This window comes from Paenibacillus sp. JNUCC 35 (assembly GCF_058269095.1).
Genome location: NZ_CM177771.1, coordinates 1,249,089 through 1,270,056, shown reverse-complemented (window position 1 = coordinate 1,270,056; position 20,968 = coordinate 1,249,089). Strand labels below are relative to the sequence as shown.

Here is a 20,968-nt window from a genome sequence, read left to right as displayed (position 1 = left end):
AGTCCGGGAAATACACGCTAAGATAGCCTCCTCGCAAGAGTATTCGCAGGGTCTCCGAAGCCATCATTCGTTCGTTAGAAAAGTAATTCTACTTTCCTTAGCCGTTTCCTGCTTACATGAGAACGAATTGTGTTTTAATTCCGAAAATGCCTGTAGAAAGAGGGGAACACCGTTGCTTTTAAAATCAAGCAAAATCAATGAATTTCGCTTATGGGGTCTGCTGCTGACCATGGGCGGCATGCTTATTATGATCATCGGCCTGGCCGGAGTCGTGTTCGACTGGGGCGCCGTCGGGCGAATTATTGCCGTTATCTTCTTGATTCTCGGGATGATCAGCATGCTCGGAAGTATGGCCATTTACTTCTGGGCGGGCATGATGTCAACCTCCGCCGTGGCGCTCGATTGCCCTGAGTGCGGCAAAAGAACAAAGATGATCGGTAAAACGGACCGCTGCATGTTCTGCAAAACGATTTTGACGGTCGACCCTTCGATGGCACCCGCGGAAGCCGAAATCGCGGAAGAAGGAAATATCCGCAAGCCGGAAACCGGCTCCACCCCGTCCGCAATCGACTCATCTAAAAATTAATGTAAAAAAGCTGCCATCCATTACGGATGACAGCTTTTTTTTGTAGAAATTTAATGATTTCGGGCGGTGCGGCCAGCAAGCAGAAATTTTAAACTTACCTGGATTCAGTCTTTCCCAAGATAAGGCTGAGCGGCCTAATCCTACTGCAGGGCATCGGCTATGACCTTCCATATGGCCGGTTCTTCAAAACCGCGCCGCCAGGAAGCGACCCCCGCCAATTTGTATTTACTCACAATCTCCAGACGGGCTTTGACGGACGTTTCGTCCTCCAGCCAGATCCGGTTGAGTTTTCCGTCTTCTTTGTACTCGACGTAATTTTGCCCGGTGTCTTCACGGAATTCGGGAGTCAGGCCTTTCTCCTGTATAATCTTGCGGGGTTTCTCCATAAATACAGCCTTAGAGCTGACTTTCGTACCGTCATCCTTCTGTTCCTCGGTCCATATGCGCGTATAAAAAGGAATGCCCAACACAAGTTTGGAAGGCGGTATTTTGTCTTCATCCAGAATCTGCTTGAGAGAACGCTCCACCCATGGGAGAGACGCGACTGAGCCCGACTTCGGACTCGATGCCCAGTGCTCGTCATAGGCCATGAGCATCATGTAGTCCACGGCAGCGGCCAGAGCGGGCCGGTCATATACGCGGCTCCAGGCATCGCTGCCCGATTTTGCCGTCACATCGATGGACAGAATCAATCCCCGCTCATGGAGCAGCGGAGCCATTTCTCTCACGAATTGGACCAGATTAGGCCCGTCCGATTTGTTCATGTTCTCAAAATCAATGTTGATGCCCTGCAAATTATACTGCTTAGCAAAAGACAGAAGCTGGTTGATCATGTTCAGCCGGGTTTCGTAGCTTTCCAGCGCCTTGCCCGTCATTTTCGGTTCAAAAGAGTTGTCGAAAAGGGCCCAGATCTGGTAATTGCGGCCGTGCGCCCATTTGATGTAATCGGGGTCGGCCTGATTCTTGATGGTCCCCTTCTCGTCAGCGAGATGAAACCAGGTAGGACTCACGACATTGAGGCCGGGCATCTCAGGAATGGAGGCCGTTTTGGGCGTTGCCGTGACGACATGTTCCCATGTCATATTGAGCTTGCCTTGGGGTTTCCATCGCGGCTTCGCGGCGGGAGGCTGAAACTCGGGAATCACCTCTCCTTTTTCTTCCGTCACAAGAGAGGCCTTAACGAAACCGGCACGTCCGCCGGTCTGCTGAACTTTGTACCAGCCGTTCTGTTCGCCCCAAATCATGACACGCTCGCCATCCCCCAAGCTGCCCGTGATCGGATTACGAATCGAGCTGCCGCTGCGCAGTTCGCCTCCTTCTTTTCCGCGAAAAGTCCCCCAGCGTATCTTCTCCCCGGGATTAAAAAGCGATACGGCGCCGGTTACCTCATCCTCCCTGAGTTGTATACCGTACAGCTCCTTAAGGACGGAAACGGGTACGTAGAACTCTTTTTCCTGCTTTGTCATGGGCGATACAAGGGGGATTTCTTTGAGGTTCCGGGACGCGGTGGCTTTGTCGGCCTGAAGCCGCACTACGACCTGTTCCGTCGTCAAAATAACGGAATTGCCGGAAGCCTCGCTGCGGACAGCCGGGTCGATCCACTCGGCTATGAGTCCCAAGGGGAGTTTCATGGCCTCTTTGGACCCCAAGGCGGAGCTTTCGTAAGCTTCCCCCTGATAGAAGACCGGCTTGTCCAGTTTAGCGTAAAATGGCGTTAGATGATTGTTATTGGGCAGCCGGTTCATGACCAGGTAAGCGATGGCCGCCAATACGATAAGCAAGAGTATAAAAGAACGGAACCGGCTCTTTTTGCGCTTCGAGCCGCGCATGTAGGGCTGCTTCAAAAGCTTCTGCACATCCTTTCAGAAAAAGAAAAACGTATCGGCACGCCCGATAACGAAGAGCGGCTAATACGTTCGCGTGATAACGTGTATGGAAGTTGGAAAACGACGAATCAATGCGTCGCCTTTCCTGCACAATCCGGACAAAGCCCGACGACTTCAAGCCGGTGTCCGCCTACCCTAAAGCCGGTTTGCTGAGCGGCAACGTGCTCAACATCAACGATGGGCGAGTAATCAAAATCGGATATCTTGCCGCAGACTTGGCAGCGGGCATGATAATGATCGGACAGATCGGCATCGAAACGGCTGGAATCGTCCCCGTAGGTCAATTCCCGTACTAACCCCGCGTCTATGAACACTTTCAGGTTGTTGTAAACCGTGGCCACGCTCATATTCGGAAATTTGGATTCCAACGCCTTGTAAATCTCATCAGCCGTAGGGTGGTTGAAGGAATCGAACAAGTACGTCAAAATCGCGTACCGCTGCGGAGTCATGCGAACACCTGTCGTTTTAAGTTTGGCAAGCGCTTCTTCCAAATGTTCGGACATGATTCTCACCACCTGTTAGTAAGGGGAAGTACTGTGTACTCGGTGGACACAGATACAACCTTTCTTCTATTGTACGTGTGAGAAATTGCACTTGTCAACGCCTGATGAAGGCGTGATGCGTTTAATTTACGGTTTCCAGGGAAATCTCGCCATCCGTCCGGATCGCAAGGATATGTTCACCGCTTCCCACGGTACCGCTCAGTTTCTCCTCCTCCAGCCGGACCGGGAGCCCCGTATGAAGCACCCTCGCGGAGCCTTGAACCTTAAAGCCCGCTTCCCCGGGGAGGCGGATCGTAATCCGGCCGTTATTGGTGCTGGCCTGCCAGTCTCCGGCCATTTCGGCGGATTCGAGCCGTACCGATCCGTTCTCGGTCTCCGCTTGAACGCGTCCGGAGACATCTTTGATTTTAACGCTGCCGTTATCGGTACGCGCCACCGCGTCTCCCTTCACCGAGGAAAGGGTGACTTTGCCATTGGAGGCGGCCGCATGAACCCCGGCTCCGGCTTCCCGGATAACGACCTCGCCGTTGACGGTTTGCGCCTTGACGGCTCCCGAGATGGAGCTGACGCTGATTTTGCCGTTTGCCGTAACCGCTTCTACATGACCCTGGATATCGGTTAATTCCACCGAACCGTTGCTCGTATGAGCGGATAACAGGTTCAGGGTCCGGAGGCCCGCCGCGTGAACGGCGCCATTCTCCGTTTCGGCCAGATAATCCAGAGACGCTGTACGCGGCAGCGTAACGGTAATGTCTATTCTCGCTTTATTTTTGACAAACCAGGCCTTCGTATATTCTTCCCCGACCGCTTTAAGCGTTAATTCAGTCCCTTGAATGCTCTGCTCGACATGTGAAGCATCCGCGATTTGGCGGGCTTCTTGCTCATCGTCGTCATTCACCCAGACCGTTGCCTGTATCCGGACGGCATCCCCGTCTCCAGCAGCCAGTTCAATGCGGCCGTTCGTGTTGATTGCGTGAACTTGGGTTATCGCGGGAGTCAGGATGAACTCCGTCGGTTCCTTGTCAAAGCTCCGGCTCTGCAACGCACCGACCTTGAAGTTAAGCCCGGAAAGCAGCCCCTGGCTGAATCCCTGGGAACCGGCGACAACGGCACAGATAACCACCGAGAAGAAAATAGCCACCGGGTCCAGTTTGACAGCCGTTTCCCGGGAATTAGACAGGAATTGCAGCAAAATCAGTTCCAGCCCTGCGGCCACAAACAAAAGGGGCCACCAGTTTATCAGTTGCCCCAACATATGGGTGCCTGCGGCTCGGTCCAGAAGCATGGATACGCCAACTGTGACAAACAGCACCGCCGCCGTAAATCTGCCCGCTTTAATCAATCCGATCACCCGATCTATTGTTTTCTTTTCGTTTCCCAGACAAAAAGAGCAATTCCGCCGACAATCAGCACGATGGCTCCGAAATAAGAACCGAACAGCTTAAAGAAAGATTCCAGCCAAACCGGTTTGCTGCTGGCCAGAAAAAGGAATCCGCCTGCCGCAATCAGCAGGATACCCAAGTTTCCGCCTTTAGCCAGCTTTTGCAGAGGATCGGTCAATTCCTCGGATTCTCCGTAAAAACGGCGCCGGTTTACGATATCCGTAAGCTGCAAGGCTTCAAATATGTTGTAGAAGTAAATGACCGGCAGAATGAGCGAAAACAGCGTGATCATGGCCACGTTCGTTCCTTCATCCCGGGTTGCGAAAAGCACAATCGCGAAAATATCCATAATGACGAGCATCATGATAAACAATCCGCGCTGCATCATCCCCACATAAAATTGGCCGGTTCCCGGCATCATCAGGGAAAGGAGCATAGCCAGCCATTTCTTCTTGGGCGGCTGTTGAAAATACGGGGGATATGGCGGCACGCCGTAAGGGGGGCCGGGCGGATAATTCCGCTGCTGCTCCTCATAAAAGTGCGGATCTTTCAAGTCATCCATCTCGGGCGAGCCTCCTGGGGTGTAAGAAAATTGTTGAGACATTCCGTACCTCCTTGCTGCATGATCGTCATGCACGTTATCCTATTCTGTTGGACAAATGTTGGACGAATTCGGACCATTCGGCCACATGCGAATTCAAAAGTTTCAAAAGACCGGAGTTGATAAATATATAAGTAGCCGCTGTGGCGACAAAAAGATTGACGAGTTCCGAATGCCTTCGTTTCTTCGGCGCTAAGGGTCGAAATCCAGGCACGGTATTCCCCGCGGCAACATCCTTCATCACCCGGTCGGTGAAATTGGCGGAAGGTTGGAGCAGCTTCATGCCGTTTAGTTCGGCTTGGAGTGCGGGCGGAAGTTCCGGGCTATTGTGAAGCGCGTGAAGCCGGGGCTGACTGGGACGTCTGGGCGTTCGTTCGGGCATCTGGATACACCTCCAACCATTTTTCTTTAAGCATGGCTTTGCCGCGGTATAAGCGCGTCTCGATCGTCTTCAGGGGAAGATCGGTCACATCCGATATTTCCTGGTACGACAACTGTTTGAAGTGATAGAGATACATCACCAGTTTGTATTTCTCTGGCATTTCGGCGATCAACCGGTGGACGGAGTCGCTCTCTTCATGACGGATCGCCTGCTGTTCGGGCTCGGTCCTGCGGTCGGCCAACCAGGTCTTGAGCTTGTCGAGCAAGGGAACTACAGGACGCCTGCGCTGGGCACGGCGGTAATCCGTAACGAGGTTAACGGTCATCCGGTACAACCAAGTCGTGAATTTGCTCTCCCCTCTGAAATGGGATAAAGAGCGGTACAGCTTCAGAAACACTTCCTGGGACAAGTCTTCGGCGGTTTCGCGATGGTTCACCATGCGGTAAATCAGTGTATATACGTAGCTTTTGTGCCGATCGACCAATACGCGGTAAGCTTCCGCCTCCCCCCGGTTGATCTGCTCCACCAGCTGTTCGTCTGTCAGGTGCTCCATTGCTTCACCGCCCTTTCTCTTGTGCCCTCTTTACTATAACGCGCTTAACATCCGATTTACATATCTTTTGACGATACTAAAAAGATTCCCCCTTCAAACCGGATAAAAAAAAGAAAAAGCAGGGCCAATTCGCCCCGCTTAACGCTTCTACTTATTCCATGGTTACCCCCACCACGCCGTCCAGATGACGGATATTATCCAGCAAGAGAGGAACCAGGCGGTAATCCGGTATGATGACATTCAGATAGATCATAAACGGAAAAGCCGTTGCGTATGATCGTTCCGGCGCTCCTCTTCTTTTCGTGCTGATGTGTCCCAGCTTCCCCTCATTATATGCCTTGGATCTTCTCAAATGTCACCAAAGCGACGGAAGGGGCAATCGTGCGTTTGCCGGTACGGTGAAAGCCGAATTTCTCGTAAAGACGGACAGCGGGCAGGTTGGCTTCTCCCGTAGACACGACAAATCGGCCCGCCTGCGGGTTTGACGCGATTGCATGACGAATCAGTGCGGAGGCGATTCCCTGGCGAAAATGACGGGGGTCAACCATCATCCGCGTAATCGTCAGCTTTGTTCCATTTTCTTCCAAAGCGATTGCGCCCGCGAGTTCTTCCCGCCCCTCCTCCCGGTCACTGACATAATACCCCGTAAACGTCTCTTTGGAACATCGCAGGGTTAACGGGCTGTCCCTCAGGGGCGGAATGTCTTTGTACCCGATTAGTCCGGCCTCTACAAGATAAGCGGCTGTCTGCAAAGCAAGCAGCTCCAGCACGGCTTGAACATCGTCCAGGGGGATTTGTCTCATCATCGTTTTCATCTCCTCATGCCCGTTTACGTCCTTCCTGTTGTAAAAAAACGGCATATCCTGATGGACATGCCGTTCGATGTGCTTAAAATGGTTTCGCTGTTCGGCTTATTGCGCCTGCAAAGTCTCCACGATGAGCTTGTTGACCAAGCCGGGATTGGCTTTGCCCTTCGTTTCCTTCATAACCTGGCCGACGAGGAAGCCGACCGCCTTCTCTTTGCCCGCTTTATAATCGGCTACGGATTGCGGATTGCCTGCCACAACCTGCTCGACAACGGATTTGATGGCGCCTTCGTCACTGATCTGAACGAGGCCCTTCTCTTCGACAATCTGCTGCGGCGCTTTGCCGCTTTCGATCATTTCTTTAAAAACGGTTTTGGCGATTTTGTTGGAAATGGTGCCTTTTTCGATCAGACCGATCATTTCACCGAGTCCTTGACCGGTTATTCGGATCTCGCCGAAATCCAGTCCGCCGGCATTGAGATACCCGAGAAGGTCACCCATGATCCAGTTGGAAACGGCCTTCGCGTCGGACGTATATTTCAGGCTTTCCTCGAAGAAATCGGCCATCTTCATGGAAGCGGTAATCACCTCGGCATCGTAGCTCGGAAGTCCGTACTCGCTTACGTAGCGTGCTTTACGGGCATCCGGAAGCTCCGGAATCGACGATTTTACGCGCTCTTTCCAGGCGGCATCGATATGCAGGTTCACGAGATCCGGATCCGGGAAATAGCGGTAATCATGCGATTCTTCCTTGCCCCTCATGGAAATGGTTTTGCCTTGGCCTTCGTCCCAGCGGCGCGTTTCCTGGACGACCTCGCCCCCGCCGTTCAGGACTTCCGCCTGACGGATTTCTTCATATTCGAGACCGCGCTGTACGCCGCGGAAGGAGTTCATGTTCTTAAGCTCCGCGCGTGTGCCGAATTTCTCCTGGCCTGCCGGACGGATAGAGATGTTGGCATCGCAGCGCAGAGAACCTTCTTCCATCTTGACGTCGGAAACGTCGCAGTAAAGCATGATGGCGCGAAGCTTCTCCAGATACGCGCGCGCCTCTTCCGGGGAGCGGAGATCCGGCTCGGAGACGATCTCGACCAGAGGCGTTCCGACCCGGTTGAAGTCAACCAGCGAAGCGTAACCGCCGTCGACGTGAGTCAGCTTGCCCGCATCTTCTTCCAGATGCAGCCGGGTGATGCCGATACGTTTCGTCTCCCCGCCCACTTCAATGTCGATCCAGCCGTTCTCGCCGATCGGCTTGTCGAACTGGGAGATCTGGTACGCCTTGGGCGAATCCGGATAGAAATAGTTTTTGCGGTCGAATTTCGTCACGTCCGCGATCTCGCAGTTCAAAGCCATGGCTGCTTTCATCGCATATTCGACAGCCTGCCGGTTAAGTACCGGCAGAACGCCCGGGTGCCCGAGACAGACCGGGCACGTATGCGTGTTCGGAGGCGCGCCGAACGAGGTGGAGCAGCCGCAGAAGATTTTGGAATTTGTATGCAGTTCAACGTGAACTTCAAGCCCGATCACGGTTTCGTATTTCGTTTCAGTCGCTGACAAAAAGATCCCTCCTGTTACGCGTTATAGCTGCGGACGCTGCTTGTGATGATCGGTGTTCTGCTCGAAAGCGTGAGCTACGCGCAGCACGGTGGACTCGTCCAGCGCCTTCCCGATAATCTGCAGTCCTACAGGCAGGCCAGAGGCCAGACCACACGGTACGCTGATGGCCGGAATACCTGCCAGGTTGACCGGGATGGTCAAAATATCGTTCAAATACATCGTAAGCGGGTCGCCTACCTGCTCTCCCAGACGAAACGCCGTCGTAGGAGCCGTAGGGCCGATCACGACATCGTAGTTTGCGAAAACTTGATCAAAATCCTGCTTGATCAGCGTGCGGACTTTCTGCGCCTTCAGATAATAGGCGTCATAATAGCCGGAGCTGAGCGCGTAAGTCCCGAGCATGATCCGGCGTTTCACTTCCGGACCGAAGCCTTCGCTTCTGGACATATGGTACATTTCCAGCAGGTTGTTCGCGTTGTCCGTACGTATGCCGTAGCGGACGCCGTCGTAACGCGCGAGGTTGGAGGACGCTTCCGATGAAGCGAGCAGATAGTACGCCGCAACGGCATACTCGGAATGCGGCAGGGAAACTTCCTCGACCACCGCTCCCAGACCTTCCAGCACGCGGAGGGCTTCCTGGATCTTCTCCTTCACCTGAGGATCGACGCCGGCACCCAGGTATTCCTTCGGCACCGCGATGCGGAGCCCTTTGACGTCGCCGGTCAATGCGGAGACGTAATCGGGAATCTCCACGTTCGCCGACGTGGAGTCCTGCGGATCGTGGCCCGCAATCGACTGCAGGACGTAAGCGGAGTCTTCGACGTTCTTCGTGAGCGGACCGATCTGGTCCAGCGAAGAGGCGAACGCGACAAGTCCGAACCGGGACACGAGCCCATAGGTCGGCTTCAGGCCGACCACGCCGCAATAAGCGGCCGGCTGGCGGATCGAGCCGCCGGTGTCGGAGCCCAGCGAGAAATACACCTCGCCGGCAGCCACGGAAGCCGCAGAGCCGCCGCTGGAACCGCCGGGCACGCGATCCAGATCCCACGGATTGCGTGTCGCGTGGAACGCGGAGTTCTCGTTGGAGCCGCCCATGGCGAACTCGTCCATGTTCAGCTTGCCGACGGGAAGCGCCTGGGCTTCCTTCAGCTTGCGCATCACAGTCGCGTCGTACACGGGCGTGTAGTTCGACAGGAACTTGCTCGCGCACGTGGTCGTGACGCCTTCGGTCACGATGTTATCCTTGATGCCTGCAGGCAGACCGAACAGGATTCCCCGGGATTCGCCCGCGGCAATCTGCTCGTCCAGCGCTTTCGCAGAGCGGCGGGCATTTTCTTCATCGAGCTTGAGGAACGCTTTTACTTTGCCGTCCACTTCGGCGATCCGCCGGTAAGACTGATCGACCAGCTCCGTGACGGATACTTTTTTATCCAACAGCTGTGTATGTAATTCTTGTAATCTTAACTCAAATAGCGACAACGTAAGGTGCCTCCCTTCAAATAACAGACAACCGTGCAAACTCCAAGGTCTGGTTAAACGTTCGTATTACTCCATAACGGCGGGCACTTTGAACTGCCCGTCTTCTTCTTCCGGAGCGTTCAGCATCACTTTGTCCAAAGGCAGGGACGGACGGACTTCGTCCTCCCGCGTCACGTTCTTGACGGACATCGCATGACTCGTCGGCTCCACATGTTCCGTATCCAGCTTTCCAAGCTGTTCGGCGTATTTCAAAATAGCGTTAAGCTGTTCCGTAAACTGTTCCTTCTCTTCGGCAGAAAGATCAAGGCGGGCCAGCTTGGCCACGTGTTCGACATCCTTAATAGTAATGCTCACAGACGATTCGCACCTCTCTTTGTATGTACACGCCAAATTCATTCTACCTATTATAGCCTAGTTATTTTTTGATCTCAATTGATTCCCGGCCGAAAACGCAGAAATAAGCGGAATTTTGCGGTTTTTCGGTAATCGCGGGAATGAAAAAGTATAGATCGCAAAAAGAGCCTCTCCCGGGTCAACTAAGACGGAAAGGCTCTGTTTGCAATCTTTTGTACGGGAAACAAGCCCCGAAGCTCTTCAAACGATCATCTATATCCAAGCGCGAAGGTTCACCTGTTTGATGAAATCCTCGGCGCTTTGAACTTCTTTGCTCTTCTCTGCAACGATTTCAACCGGTTCGCCGTTCATCACTCGGTTAAACAGTTCTTCGTTGCGCGTCGCCAGCGCGAAATCGATCAAGGCTTCCTTCTCCAAACGGTCGACTTCCTGACGAAGCAGGACTTCTTCCAGTTCGATATCTGAGGCGGGCACGAAAAAATGTTTATTCAGCTTCGGCACTCGGATGACGTAGTCGAACAAGTTGTCGTTGTTGCGGTCATAAGCGATGATGTAGGCGTAATCGCCGATCGGCAGGTTCTGCTCGAGCCGGTCCTCCACAATGATCACGCGCGCTCCCAAAGACAGCATCCGGATTCCCCCTTTCCCATGCAGAGCGGGCTGAGATGCCCTGTTCCGATTCTCCTAAAGCGATGCGGAAAGCATAAACTCTACTTTCGAATCTAGCATGGATTAGTAACATCGTACTAAAAAAAGAGTACGCTGTCCATAAACGTCTCCCTGTTTTCCGGACGGTTTGGGGGAGTTTTTATTGACCTCCGGTTGAACCGCCGCTGCGGGCGCGAGCTATTGTCAGAGAACCAGAACGCCCTCCCGGGATACGGTAAGCTTCTCGAACCCGGTTTCCGTAATGGCATATGTATTCTCGATCCCGACAACACCCTGTCCGGGGAATGTGAATTTCGGCTCCACGGCGATGACCATGCCGGGCTCGAGCTTGTATTTAAACCCTTTGGCCAACACCGGAAACTCGTCGATTTCCAGACCAATTCCGTGTCCGAGAAACTTAACCTGATCAATGCCGTACCCCATAAAATGGCCGCCCAGTCCTTCGGCAGACGCCGTGTCCAGCGATTGCAGGTAGAGATGTTCCGCAACGGTCCCCGGCTTCATCATCGCTTCGGCTTCCTTCAAAATTTTCTCCGAAATTTCGTAAGCGTGCCGAAGCTCATCCGGCAAAGCGCCGATCACCGCGGTACGCGTCTGGTCGATCACATAGCCTTCGATGTTGCAGCCGATATCGATAAGAATAGGCTCGTTACGGCCGATGGGCCGGCTGCCCGCACTTTGCGGACTTGCCGGGCTGAGCCCCCTGCCGCCTGCAGGGCCGTCAAAATAAGTCGGCTCGGCCGCAGCCGCCCCTGCCGCCACGCAGCCCGTAATGAGCTCGGAGTTATACGCGCGCATGCGCATGAGCCCGAGGTGCCCTTGGAGACGGTTCTCCCGCTCGATGAGGCTCATCAGCTCGAACTCGGGCATTCCTTCGCGGATACCGGCGAGCGCCTTCTCCAGCGTCCGGTCGATAACGGCCGCGGCCTTGCGGATGAGCGCAATTTCATCGGCGGACTTGATCATCCGCAGCTCTTTGACGAGCAGCGAGCCGTCTTTCCACTTCACGCCGGGAAAAGCCCCCTCCAGCCGCTGGAACTGCTGAACGGGGAGCACGTCGAACTCCGTGGCGATGACGGGCTCTTTGCCCGAACCGAACACGCCCGGGTAGCGCTGGGCGAGCCGGTCTTTAAGCGTACGGAGGGAGCCGAGTTCCTCCACCTCCGCGAGCGACTCCTGCTGCGCTCTCGTGATGCTGCGGCGCACAACGAACAGCGGATTGCCCTCAGCGGGAACGAACAAATACCCGTTTTGCATGGAGCCGTTAAAATAGTACAAGTCCACATGATGGTTTACCAGGAAGCCGTCGATACCGCCGGCCTGCATCGCCTTCTGCAGCCGCTGCTGCCTTTCCGCGTACGGATGATCCGTTTTGTTCATTAATATCCATCCCTTCTTACGGTTCTTATACCGTCATCATACCCCGCTCCGGCGAGGAGGCGCAAACAGATTTCGAGCGTCAAAACGAATGACGCGAGGCTGGTCCGGGGCTGCAGAAATGAATTCATGCAGCCTTTAAACCGAACCGATGAAACGCATTATGCAGCGAGGGAATGAAGCGAATGGCGAGGTTAAAACGGGGAACTGCCCGAAGCACCGCTTCAAGCAGGCATTTTGAAGCATGAGGTTTATGAAATTCACAAAACGAAACTAAAAAACGCAAACTCGCGGCTTCTGCCGAAAGTTTGCGTTCTTCGCAAACAAATCTATTCGTTTCGTGTCTTCTTTTTCCAAAATATCACATTTATTCCGTATAGGCAAGCTTTTTATCGCAAGTCAGTCCGGTATTTCTCAGCCGGCGCTTCGGGCCGGTGATATTCCGCCCAAAAAAAGAACCCGGACGCTATCGCATTCGGATTCTGAAGGATTGCTCTTAATCAGGCGTTCCTTGCGGAAAACCTCCGAACTAACATTTTTTGGCGTAACCGAAACCGCTTGAAATGATAACGAGAAGAATAAAAAGGACGAGGATATAGGCGGAATTGTCGGACCGGCACTTCTTCGCGATCGGTTTGATCGGATGACAGACGGGATGATGCGGATGATGCGGATGATGCGGCTTATAGTTCGCTACATACACCTGATTTACGATAGGTATAGACGGCATTTGAATGACCGGCGACGGCAAGGGACCGGGATAAGGCAGCGGAGTCGGTTGTATGGGCATCGGTGCCGGCATCGGCATGGGCTGAGGTATTACAGCTTGCGGCATGGGACCCGTCTGTTTGGGCGTGTAGACGGGACCGGTGTACGTTTTTTTAACATGTTCCATGGGTTATTCCCTCCTGTATGTTACCGTTCCGTATTTTAAATTACCTTGTGCGGAATTCGGAAAGTAGGCTTACAACCTTACACCAACAGTCTATGGGTCCTTTCCCATGCGGAACACGGTATATACCCAGCCCCTTGAAATTAGGCTTTCGCATGAAAAAAGCCTCCGGATGCCGTGCTCCGGCGAATGCCCGTCCGCTGGCGCCGATGTCCCGAAGGATCCGCTGTCAGCAAAAAGGAGTTCGCCCGGCTTGCATTCCGGAGGCTTTTGGGGGGCGGTAAAGGTTTACTGCCCTTAAATATAAGGATTGTTCTGTTTTTCGTAGCCGATCGTCGTCTTCGGACCGTGGCCCGGGTAAACCGTCACGTCGTCGCCAAGCTCAAAAAGCTTGCCGTGAATGGAATCGAGCAGCGTGTTCCAATCGCCGCCGGGAAGGTCCGTACGGCCCACGGACAGACGGAACAGCACATCTCCGCCGATCAGGTGGTTGTCGAACAGGAGGCTGACGCTGCCCGGCGAGTGGCCCGGGGTGTGAAGCACTTTGATCTTGGTGCCGAAAAATTCGAGCACCTGTCCTTCGTCAAGCGCGTACTCCGCCGGCTCGACCACAATCGGGTCCGTAACGTCCGGCCAGCGCGCGGAGCCGTTCAGCTTAGGGCTGCCCAGCCAGTCGCTCTCGGCATCGTGGAGATAGACCGGGCACTTCTTCAGCTCCCGGAGCTCCTGCACGCCTCCGATATGATCGAGATGCGCATGCGTGAGCAGAATGGCTTCGATCTCCATGTCCTTAATGCGCTTGAGCAGCGGTCCCGGCTTCATGCCGGGGTCGATGACAACGCCCTTCTGCCCGCTTTCGTCGGTCAGCAGGTAAGCGTTCGTCTCCATGGGGCCGAGCTTAAAAGTTTCGATGCGGATCATGCGTACCCCTCCTGTCAGAACGTGGAAAGCAGCTCGCGGAGCTCGCTTACGATGACGGACTGATAGCCGACACCTTCGCCGTACTGGCGGAGCATTTCCGCGCGTACCGCCTGGATTTTATCGTTGTAATCGGGCGCTTCGCGGTCCGGATTTCCTTCTTTGAAGGCTTTCATGACAGCCTGTACCCGTTCAGGACGGGGACCCCATTTGCCAAGCACGTGGCCGCCCGTATCCGTGATAATAACGACCGGAATGGAGCGTCCGCCGAAAGTCAGGAACTGGTCCATAACATCGGTATGTTCTTCCATAATGAGGACTTCTACCGGTATCCCGCTGTTTTCCAGCGCCTTGAATACGACCGGGATGTTGCGCACGACGTCGCCGCACCACTCGGCCGCGATGATGACGCAGCGCAGGTCGTCACGGTTGTTCAGGGATTCGAAAAATTCCCGGTCGTCCTCTGTCTCCCACTGAAACTTCCCGTACCAGTCAAGAAACGCTTCCTGGTTGCGCTGCATGCTGTCGATGAACTGCTGCGGCGTTAAGCCTTTGCCGATGACGGCGGATAAGTTGGTGCTCATAAAATCCATCCCTTCTTTGGCGGCAAACCGCGTTATTTACGCTTTGCCCGCATTTTTTTGGCTACCAGATAAATGATCATAAGACCGATAGCTGCGATTAGAATCGGAACTGTGTATTTGCCTGCAATGTCGTCGATGCTCTCCCAATTGTCTTTCAGGGTCATCCCGAGATAGACGAACAGCATGGACCACGGAATAACCGCCAACGTCGTATAGAACGTAAACAGTCCCAGAGGCATTTTGGCAAGCCCCGCCGGTACCGAGATCGCATGCCGGACAACCGGTATGAAACGGGCCGTAAAAATAACGCCTGTTCCGTATTTGTTGAACCAGGTCTCCGCAACGTCGATGTGATGCTTATTGATGAATATGTATTTGCCGTACCTTTCCAAAATAGGACGTCCGCCGTAACGGCCGACCCAGTAGACGAAAATCTGGGCGATGACGCCACCCACGGTGCCGAAAAAGACGGCGCCTGCAAAACCGATCTCGCCTTTGGCTACCAGATAGCCCGCATACGAAAGTACGATTTCACTCGGAATAACCTCGATCATCAGCCCGAGCATGACCCCCCAGTACCCGAGGCCTTCAAAAAATACCAAAAGCGAATGAATAAACTCTCCCATCTCCAACCTACTTTCCCCAGCATGATTGTCGATTCGCGGGTCTTCCCGCGCTTTCTTCTAATAGAATCTCCCCTATTCTACCATAGAGAAAGGCCGTCAACCACTTAACAATGCGGCCGGGCCGTGCAAAGGAGACGATGAAGCCCTTTCGCGGGGAGCCGATAAAGAAATATCTCCTATCCGCTCGGGTCGGCAAAGAACCCTGCTCATCCGGAAGGAAGCGTAAAAACCGAACCAAACGGATGAAACTGACGGACCCCGCGGACAACTTTTACTTGTCCGGTTATTTTCATCATGAGCTGACAAGCCCGTGCATATAGTGTACAAACTGGTCTGGGGGGAAAGTTCATGTTCAAATCTTTTGTACTCAAAAAATATCACTTCGCCATGTTTCTCGGGTTTCTTTGCGTAGCGTTCGCGGCAGTCCTGTTTTTCCGGAATCCGCAAATCTTGTCTACGGCGGCGGAGCCGGCCACGGCTTCGGAACGGACGATCCAGCTCGTTACCGGAGAATTTTCCACGAAGCTGGATAACGGCAAAGAAATCGAAGCTTACCGCTGGGACCCCGGCACGATTGTCGTGCGCAAAGGCGAGAATATCCGGCTCAGCATTTACGGAGTCAACGGAGCGAGCCATCCTTTTATTATCGAAGGTCTGAACATCAAAGGCGAAGTAAAAAAAGGCAAAGAAACGGTCGTCAACTTCAAAGCGGAAAAAACGGGAACCTACCGGCTCATCTGCATGACTCACACGGATATCGCCCACAGCGGCCCGATGATCGCCTATATCAATGTCATCGACTGACAGGAAGCCTCAGGCTTCCCTTTTTTTATTGTTTCTTGCATCGCTGCCCGGCCTCGTCACCACCAACTTTTTTCCGTTTATTCAGTCTAACCTTCGCTCTTCCGGCTTCTTTCCCCTCCCTTGCCTCCTCACTTCCGGCAGGTCAGCCGCATACACTGAAACAGAGTAAGGAGGCGATCCGGTTGAAGAATAAAACCAACGAGAAGCACAAGCCGCAAATTCCGAGCGCCAGGGGAATACGCCGTTCGTGCAGCCGCGAGCTTTACCGAACCGTCAAACGGCTGAAAATGTATATCTCTCCGGAAAAAATCGAAGAAGCGGAGAAGATATATACTCGGAAAGTAGCCCAGCACATCGCGTTCATCGTGGAGCATTCGGATAACCGCAAAGTCCAGGCGGACTGGTGGGAGGAACATGTCGCTCCCGAGATAGCCGTCCTGTGGAACGTCAACGCCGATACGCTGTCCAAAGCGTTCCGCAGCGCTTACGGGGGATAAGAATGAACGCCGGACCGCGCTTGCGGAACCGGCTTTTTTTGCTGAACAGCCTACGGGAAGCCGGATGAAATGGAGATGTAAGGGCAGGCTAACCCTTATCCGATATGCAAACCGACAGGAGGATCAGTCAGCATGATCAAGATTTCCGGGCCTGGCAAGGCCCTCCCCTTACGGCGGACGGCTGCGGCCTGTGCCATTTGCGTCTTCTTCACCCTGGCCCCCGCTCCCGCGCTCGCATCCGACGGGTTTCACGTCTCAAGCGGTTTAACCATTTCCGCACCCCGAGCGGAAGCCGTGAACGGGCTGCAGCTCCGTTCAACCGCTTTACCGGCTTCGATACCGGCGGAGAAAGATCCGCAGGCCGCTGCCGCCAAACCCCGGGATCGGGATTATTATGAACAGCGCGGAGAAATCGTCTGGGAGGTCCCGTCCGCAGGCAAAGTGATTGCACTGACGTTCGACGACGGCCCGGACCCGGTACAGACGGTGCAAATTTTGGACGAGCTGAAAAAGTACGGGGCGAAAGCCACGTTTTTCGTAGTCGGAAAAAGAGCCGAGAGGTTTCCCGAACTGATCAAACGAGAGGCGGCCGAGGGGCATGAGATCGGCAATCATACGTACAGCCACCCTTTTCTGACCAACAACCGGTCCACGGAAAGCATCCGCAGCGAGATCGCGGCGACGCAGAAGGTGATCAAATCCATCAACGGAACGGCACCCGTCCTGTTCCGCCCGCCGGGCGGCTATTACCATGAAAGGCTTGTTCATGTCTCTCTGGCTGAAGGGTGTCTGCCTATTCTATGGTCCTGGCACCAGGACACCGAGGACTGGAAAGCTCCCGGTGTGAACCGGGTCGTGAACAAGGTGCTGAACAACGCCCGCGAGGGTGACATTGTCCTGTTCCACGATCATGTCCTGGGCTCTATGAATACGGTCGATGCGATCCGTAAAATTTTGCCGGAGCTGTCGAAGCGGGGTTATCATTTCGTCACGGTATCGGAGCTTCTGAAACTGCGCGGATCCACCAGCGGAGTAAGCAAACCTTCCGGTTCCAAAACGAAATAAGCGGTCCCGCAATTTCATCTGTCCTCCTTCCTTCTTCCAATGTACAATTGGGAAAAGGGATCACGGGTTGGAGGACGGTGGCTTTACGTAATGGAAGCTTTAAGCTGGGAAATGCTGCTTTTTCTGATTGTGACCGGGTTTTTGGCCGCTTTCGTGGATTCGGTTGTCGGCGGGGGCGGTCTTATTACGGTTCCGGCCCTGCTGTTTACGGGCCTTCCGCCGGCGCTCGTTCTCGGAACCAACAAGCTGGCGGGAACGATGTGCTCGCTGACTAGCATGACTTCGTTCCTGCTTTCCGGAAAAATCCATTTTCGGCTGGCCGCGGCGCTTTTTCCGCTGTCCCTGGTCGGTTCGATGCTCGGCGCGCTGCTGGTACACCGGATACCGTCCGAGTTTCTTAAACCGCTGGTCGTGGTGCTGCTCATTGCCGTGACGGTCTACACTTTGCTCAAAAAAAATTGGGGAGCGGCGTCCACCTTCAGCGGCCTTACGTCCCGGAGCAGGTTCTGGCTGGCGGCCGGAGCCTTCGTTATCGGCTTTTACGACGGCTTCTTCGGCCCCGGAACGGGCTCGTTCCTTATTTTTCTGTTTCTGCTGCTCGGTTTTGATTTCGTGGGAGCATCCGCCAATTCGAAAGTGCTTAATTTCGCCAGCAATATCGGTGCGCTGGTCACCTTCTTCCTGGTAGATTCCGTAAGTCTCGCATACGGAATTCCAATGGGGATCGCCATGATCGGAGGCGCGCTTGTGGGAACCCGTTTTGCCATCCGTAAAGGAGCTTCCTTCGTCAAACCGCTTTTTCTGATCATGACCACGGTGCTGATCGGCAAACAGTTATGGACGCTGATCATGTCCTGACGACGGCCTTCCGTGCAGCATCCAACCGAACAAAAAGAGCCTGACCGTTCAATCGTGAACGGTCAGGCTCTTTCGCGTTAAATCTGATGCGATTCGTAGATGCGGATACTTTCCGGTTTCTGCTTGGCGGCCTCCGCCATTCCCGCAGCGACCCGCTGAGCCGGTATCGGCCTATATTTACGAAGACCCCCCGCCATCAGGAAAGAGAAGGCTTTCGCGGCTACGGCTCCCGCTTTCTCGCCGAAACGGAATTCCTCTCTGTCTCCCAGCAGGAGGGAAGGTCTGAATATTCGCAGTGTACGAAGTCCCAATTTGGATAAACCGTGTTCCAGATCTCCTTTGACCCGGCTGTAAAAAAATTTCGAATCCCGCTTCGCTCCCATGGCGGAAACGACAAGAAATTGGCGGGCCCCGTACTTCTTCGCCAGGTTGCCCAGAATCATCGGGTATTCATAATCGACCTCGCGGAACTGTTCCTGGGTCCCGGCTTTCTTAATCGTGGTGCCCAGCGCGCAAAACACATCCGCCTGCTTCAATTCTCCGCGTAAATCTTGCTCCAGCTGCTCCGGGTTCCAATCCGTCACGATTTGATGAAACTTGCTTTCACTGTCCCGTCCCTCGATTCGCGTGCGGACCAAGACGATAATTTTCTCGTAACCGGGATCGGCGATAAGGACAGAGATCAACTCTCTGCCTACCAGTCCCGACGCGCCGGCTATTATGGCAGTTTTTTTCATTAAGCAGCACTCCTGGTTTAAAAACGTAAAAACGGGTTAAACACATGTAGATTTTACCATTTGGCGAGTTCTCATCCCTTTAAACGCGGAATTAAGCAAACGGCGCCTCTACAAATATAAACAGCCCCGAAGCGGGGCCGATATCCTATAAACGAATGGATGTACGTTAAAGTTTCGGAAGCTTTCCCTAGATGAGCGTCTCGCCTTCGAAATACGAAAGACGCGCTTTCGGTTTCATCTCCTGGCCTCCATGGCCGCCGTGTGAACGTTTGAAAACCTCGCTTTGGGTATACGCCTCGAACGCTTCTTTATTTTCCCACTTCGTGATCACTTTAATCGCCTGTTCGTCGGTCCAGACTTCCAATCCGAGAAAGCCTTGGAGTTCTTTCATGTTAGGCGCCTGCTTGCGGAACATTTCGACCATTTGCGGAGGATTGGGAACTTCAATGGTATTTACGGCAATGTACATCTTGAACATCCTCATTTCTTAATTAGAGTACGAAACCTTATGTATAGTGTAGACCATTGAGAGCGGAGAAACAAATAAACAGAGATTATAACCATTATTTGTCTTGTAAAATAATTAATACGATATATAATGATCAATATTTAATAAATAGGCTATTTAAAACAAAGGAGAGAAAAACTTGAAGCTTCCGAAGTTAATTACCCTGGTAACCGGCGCAGCCCTCTGCGTCTCTTTATGGACGGCTCCGGCCTCGGCTGAAGAAACCTTGAACTGGGTGGAAGGTCCGAAAAAAGTGGGACTCGGTCAAATCGCCGAGCTGGATCTGGACAAAAATTTTGTGTTTCTGAATGATACCGATACCAAAAAATTTGAGCAACAAAACGGTTCCCACGTAAACAACCGTGAAATCGGTTCCGTTTTCCCGAAAGACGAAAATCAGAACTGGGCGGTTATTTTCGAATATGAGGACACCGGCCACGTCAAGGACGACGAGAAGGACAAAATCGATGCGGACGAGCTCCTTAAAAGTTACAAGACCGGAACGGAAGAAGCGAATAAAAGAGGGGATGTATCCAACCGCCTGTTCGTCGACGGCTGGGATGTGAAACCCTTTTACGACAACGACATACACAGCCTTTCCTGGTCCCTGCTGGGACACAACTCCAATAACGAAAAATTCGTCAACTACAACGTCAACGTACTTACCCGGAAGGGCGTGATTTCCGTCGTTCTCGTGACCGACCCGAAAAATCTCGCTGCGGACCGTAAGGTGCTGACCTCCTCTATCCTGCCGAAGCTGCAGGTTAAGGCCGGAGAACGGTACGAAGAGTACAATTCCAAAACGGACAAGCTGGCCGAGTACGGTTTGTCGGGCCTGATCCTCGGGGGCGCGGGTCTTGCGGTCGCCAAAAAGGTCGGACTGATTGGCCTGCTGCTCGTCTTCCTGAAAAAGTTCGGCGTCATTCTTGTCGCCGGCCTCGCGGCCTTGTGGCGGATCCTCCGCGGCAAGAAAAAGAAAGCGGCGGCCGCAGAGCAGGCCGCAGAGGCGCGAGCCGCCGAAGCGAGAGCGGCTGAGCTGACGGCAGCCGGAAGCGACGGACCCGCGGCCGATGCGCCCGCGCAGGATGCGGCCCCCGCTCCCGGGCCTTCGGCGGACCCGGGTGCCCCCGCAGACGCCCGGACTCACGGCGGCTCCGGGGCTGACCCGGCGCTGGAGCCGGAGCATTCCCGCTCCGAGGCGGCTCCCGCTTCCGAGTCCGGAACCGGCCGCACACCTCTTACGGAGGAGGATTCCCTCCGTAAGCCCGACCGGCCGGAAGATCCGGACAAGAGCAAGTAGCCTGCGGCTGTGTTCACCGCGCGGCGCAGATTCATCCAAAGGCAGTT

General features: G+C 53.9%; 23 protein-coding genes. 6 read left to right on the top strand and 17 right to left on the bottom strand.

What is annotated here, in order from left to right; translation table 11 throughout:
• Positions 1-172 precede the first annotated feature (172 nt).
• On the top strand, positions 173-586 hold the full coding sequence (locus AC2TF6_RS05615; RefSeq protein WP_491310266.1) for a DUF2614 family zinc ribbon-containing protein: 414 nt from the start codon (positions 173-175) through the stop codon (positions 584-586).
• 140 nt (positions 587-726) lie between these two features.
• Here AC2TF6_RS05615 and AC2TF6_RS05610 read toward each other — a convergent pair whose 3' ends face one another.
• The 15 genes from AC2TF6_RS05610 to uptA all read right to left on the bottom strand — a co-directional run bounded on the left by AC2TF6_RS05610 (position 727) and on the right by uptA (position 15,152).
• Positions 727-2,430 (bottom strand): glycosyl hydrolase family 18 protein, encoded by a 1,704-nt coding sequence (locus AC2TF6_RS05610; protein WP_491310265.1) that lies wholly within the window; start codon positions 2,428-2,430, stop codon positions 727-729.
• A 110-nt stretch (positions 2,431-2,540) separates the two neighbouring features.
• Entirely contained in the window at positions 2,541-2,975 is a 435-nt protein-coding gene (locus AC2TF6_RS05605; protein ID WP_370001321.1) for a Fur family transcriptional regulator, read from the bottom strand.
• Positions 2,976-3,096: 121 nt separating this feature from the next.
• Positions 3,097-4,326: a DUF4097 family beta strand repeat-containing protein gene (locus AC2TF6_RS05600; RefSeq protein ID WP_491310264.1), complete on the bottom strand. Its 1,230-nt coding sequence runs from the start codon at positions 4,324-4,326 to the stop codon at positions 3,097-3,099.
• 5 nt (positions 4,327-4,331) lie between these two features.
• On the bottom strand, positions 4,332-4,961 hold the full coding sequence (locus AC2TF6_RS05595) for a hypothetical protein (RefSeq protein WP_016423569.1): 630 nt from the start codon (positions 4,959-4,961) through the stop codon (positions 4,332-4,334).
• Positions 4,962-5,281: 320 nt separating this feature from the next.
• Entirely contained in the window at positions 5,282-5,893 is a 612-nt protein-coding gene (locus AC2TF6_RS05590) for an RNA polymerase sigma factor (protein ID WP_009671396.1), read from the bottom strand.
• A 329-nt stretch (positions 5,894-6,222) separates the two neighbouring features.
• Positions 6,223-6,699 (bottom strand): GNAT family N-acetyltransferase, encoded by a 477-nt coding sequence (locus AC2TF6_RS05585; protein ID WP_491310263.1) that lies wholly within the window; start codon positions 6,697-6,699, stop codon positions 6,223-6,225.
• A 105-nt stretch (positions 6,700-6,804) separates the two neighbouring features.
• Positions 6,805-8,253 (bottom strand): Asp-tRNA(Asn)/Glu-tRNA(Gln) amidotransferase subunit GatB, encoded by a 1,449-nt coding sequence (gene gatB / locus AC2TF6_RS05580; RefSeq protein ID WP_491310262.1) that lies wholly within the window; start codon positions 8,251-8,253, stop codon positions 6,805-6,807.
• A 21-nt stretch (positions 8,254-8,274) separates the two neighbouring features.
• Entirely contained in the window at positions 8,275-9,732 is a 1,458-nt protein-coding gene (gatA, locus tag AC2TF6_RS05575) for an Asp-tRNA(Asn)/Glu-tRNA(Gln) amidotransferase subunit GatA (RefSeq protein ID WP_009671389.1), read from the bottom strand.
• A 66-nt stretch (positions 9,733-9,798) separates the two neighbouring features.
• Entirely contained in the window at positions 9,799-10,086 is a 288-nt protein-coding gene (gatC, locus tag AC2TF6_RS05570; RefSeq protein ID WP_042234499.1) for an Asp-tRNA(Asn)/Glu-tRNA(Gln) amidotransferase subunit GatC, read from the bottom strand.
• A gap of 252 nt (positions 10,087-10,338) precedes the next feature.
• Positions 10,339-10,716: a hypothetical protein gene (locus AC2TF6_RS05565; RefSeq protein ID WP_009671386.1), complete on the bottom strand. Its 378-nt coding sequence runs from the start codon at positions 10,714-10,716 to the stop codon at positions 10,339-10,341.
• A 222-nt stretch (positions 10,717-10,938) separates the two neighbouring features.
• Complete coding sequence (locus AC2TF6_RS05560; protein ID WP_491310261.1) at positions 10,939-12,135, bottom strand: M24 family metallopeptidase; 1,197 nt, start codon at positions 12,133-12,135, stop codon at positions 10,939-10,941.
• Positions 12,136-12,661: 526 nt separating this feature from the next.
• Positions 12,662-13,027 carry a hypothetical protein gene (locus AC2TF6_RS05555; RefSeq protein ID WP_491310260.1) on the bottom strand — a complete coding sequence of 122 codons (366 nt, stop codon included), beginning with the start codon at positions 13,025-13,027 and terminating at the stop codon, positions 12,662-12,664.
• Positions 13,028-13,321: 294 nt separating this feature from the next.
• Positions 13,322-13,945, bottom strand: a complete 624-nt coding sequence (locus AC2TF6_RS05550; RefSeq protein ID WP_009671390.1) for an MBL fold metallo-hydrolase — start codon at positions 13,943-13,945, stop codon at positions 13,322-13,324.
• A 14-nt stretch (positions 13,946-13,959) separates the two neighbouring features.
• On the bottom strand, positions 13,960-14,526 hold the full coding sequence (locus tag AC2TF6_RS05545) for a thioredoxin family protein (RefSeq protein ID WP_009671385.1): 567 nt from the start codon (positions 14,524-14,526) through the stop codon (positions 13,960-13,962).
• Between the two features lie 32 nt (positions 14,527-14,558).
• The gene (uptA, locus tag AC2TF6_RS05540; protein ID WP_016423572.1) at positions 14,559-15,152 is read right to left on the bottom strand and encodes an undecaprenyl phosphate transporter UptA; all 594 of its coding nucleotides are present in this window, start codon (positions 15,150-15,152) and stop codon (positions 14,559-14,561) included.
• Positions 15,153-15,500: 348 nt separating this feature from the next.
• Between uptA and AC2TF6_RS05535 the strand changes: the two genes are divergently transcribed.
• The 4 genes from AC2TF6_RS05535 (at position 15,501) to AC2TF6_RS05520 (ending at position 18,376) form a co-directional block, all read left to right on the top strand.
• The gene (locus AC2TF6_RS05535; protein WP_491310259.1) at positions 15,501-15,956 is read left to right on the top strand and encodes a cupredoxin domain-containing protein; all 456 of its coding nucleotides are present in this window, start codon (positions 15,501-15,503) and stop codon (positions 15,954-15,956) included.
• A 182-nt stretch (positions 15,957-16,138) separates the two neighbouring features.
• Positions 16,139-16,453, top strand: coding sequence for a dehydrogenase (locus tag AC2TF6_RS05530; protein WP_491310258.1), 315 nt, complete (start codon positions 16,139-16,141; stop codon positions 16,451-16,453).
• A gap of 132 nt (positions 16,454-16,585) precedes the next feature.
• Positions 16,586-17,518 carry a polysaccharide deacetylase family protein gene (locus AC2TF6_RS05525; protein WP_491310257.1) on the top strand — a complete coding sequence of 311 codons (933 nt, stop codon included), beginning with the start codon at positions 16,586-16,588 and terminating at the stop codon, positions 17,516-17,518.
• A gap of 90 nt (positions 17,519-17,608) precedes the next feature.
• Positions 17,609-18,376, top strand: a complete 768-nt coding sequence (locus AC2TF6_RS05520) for a TSUP family transporter (protein ID WP_009673261.1) — start codon at positions 17,609-17,611, stop codon at positions 18,374-18,376.
• 77 nt (positions 18,377-18,453) lie between these two features.
• Here AC2TF6_RS05520 and AC2TF6_RS05515 read toward each other — a convergent pair whose 3' ends face one another.
• Together AC2TF6_RS05515 and AC2TF6_RS05510 are read right to left on the bottom strand one after the other, a co-directional pair.
• Positions 18,454-19,113, bottom strand: a complete 660-nt coding sequence (locus tag AC2TF6_RS05515) for an NAD(P)H-binding protein (RefSeq protein WP_009673262.1) — start codon at positions 19,111-19,113, stop codon at positions 18,454-18,456.
• Positions 19,114-19,300: 187 nt separating this feature from the next.
• A complete protein-coding gene (locus tag AC2TF6_RS05510; protein ID WP_009673274.1) occupies positions 19,301-19,582 on the bottom strand; it encodes an antibiotic biosynthesis monooxygenase family protein in 282 nt (93 codons plus the stop codon).
• Between the two features lie 178 nt (positions 19,583-19,760).
• Between AC2TF6_RS05510 and AC2TF6_RS05505 the strand changes: the two genes are divergently transcribed.
• A complete protein-coding gene (locus AC2TF6_RS05505) occupies positions 19,761-20,921 on the top strand; it encodes a DUF2167 domain-containing protein (protein WP_491310256.1) in 1,161 nt (386 codons plus the stop codon).
• Positions 20,922-20,968: the final 47 nt, after the last annotated feature.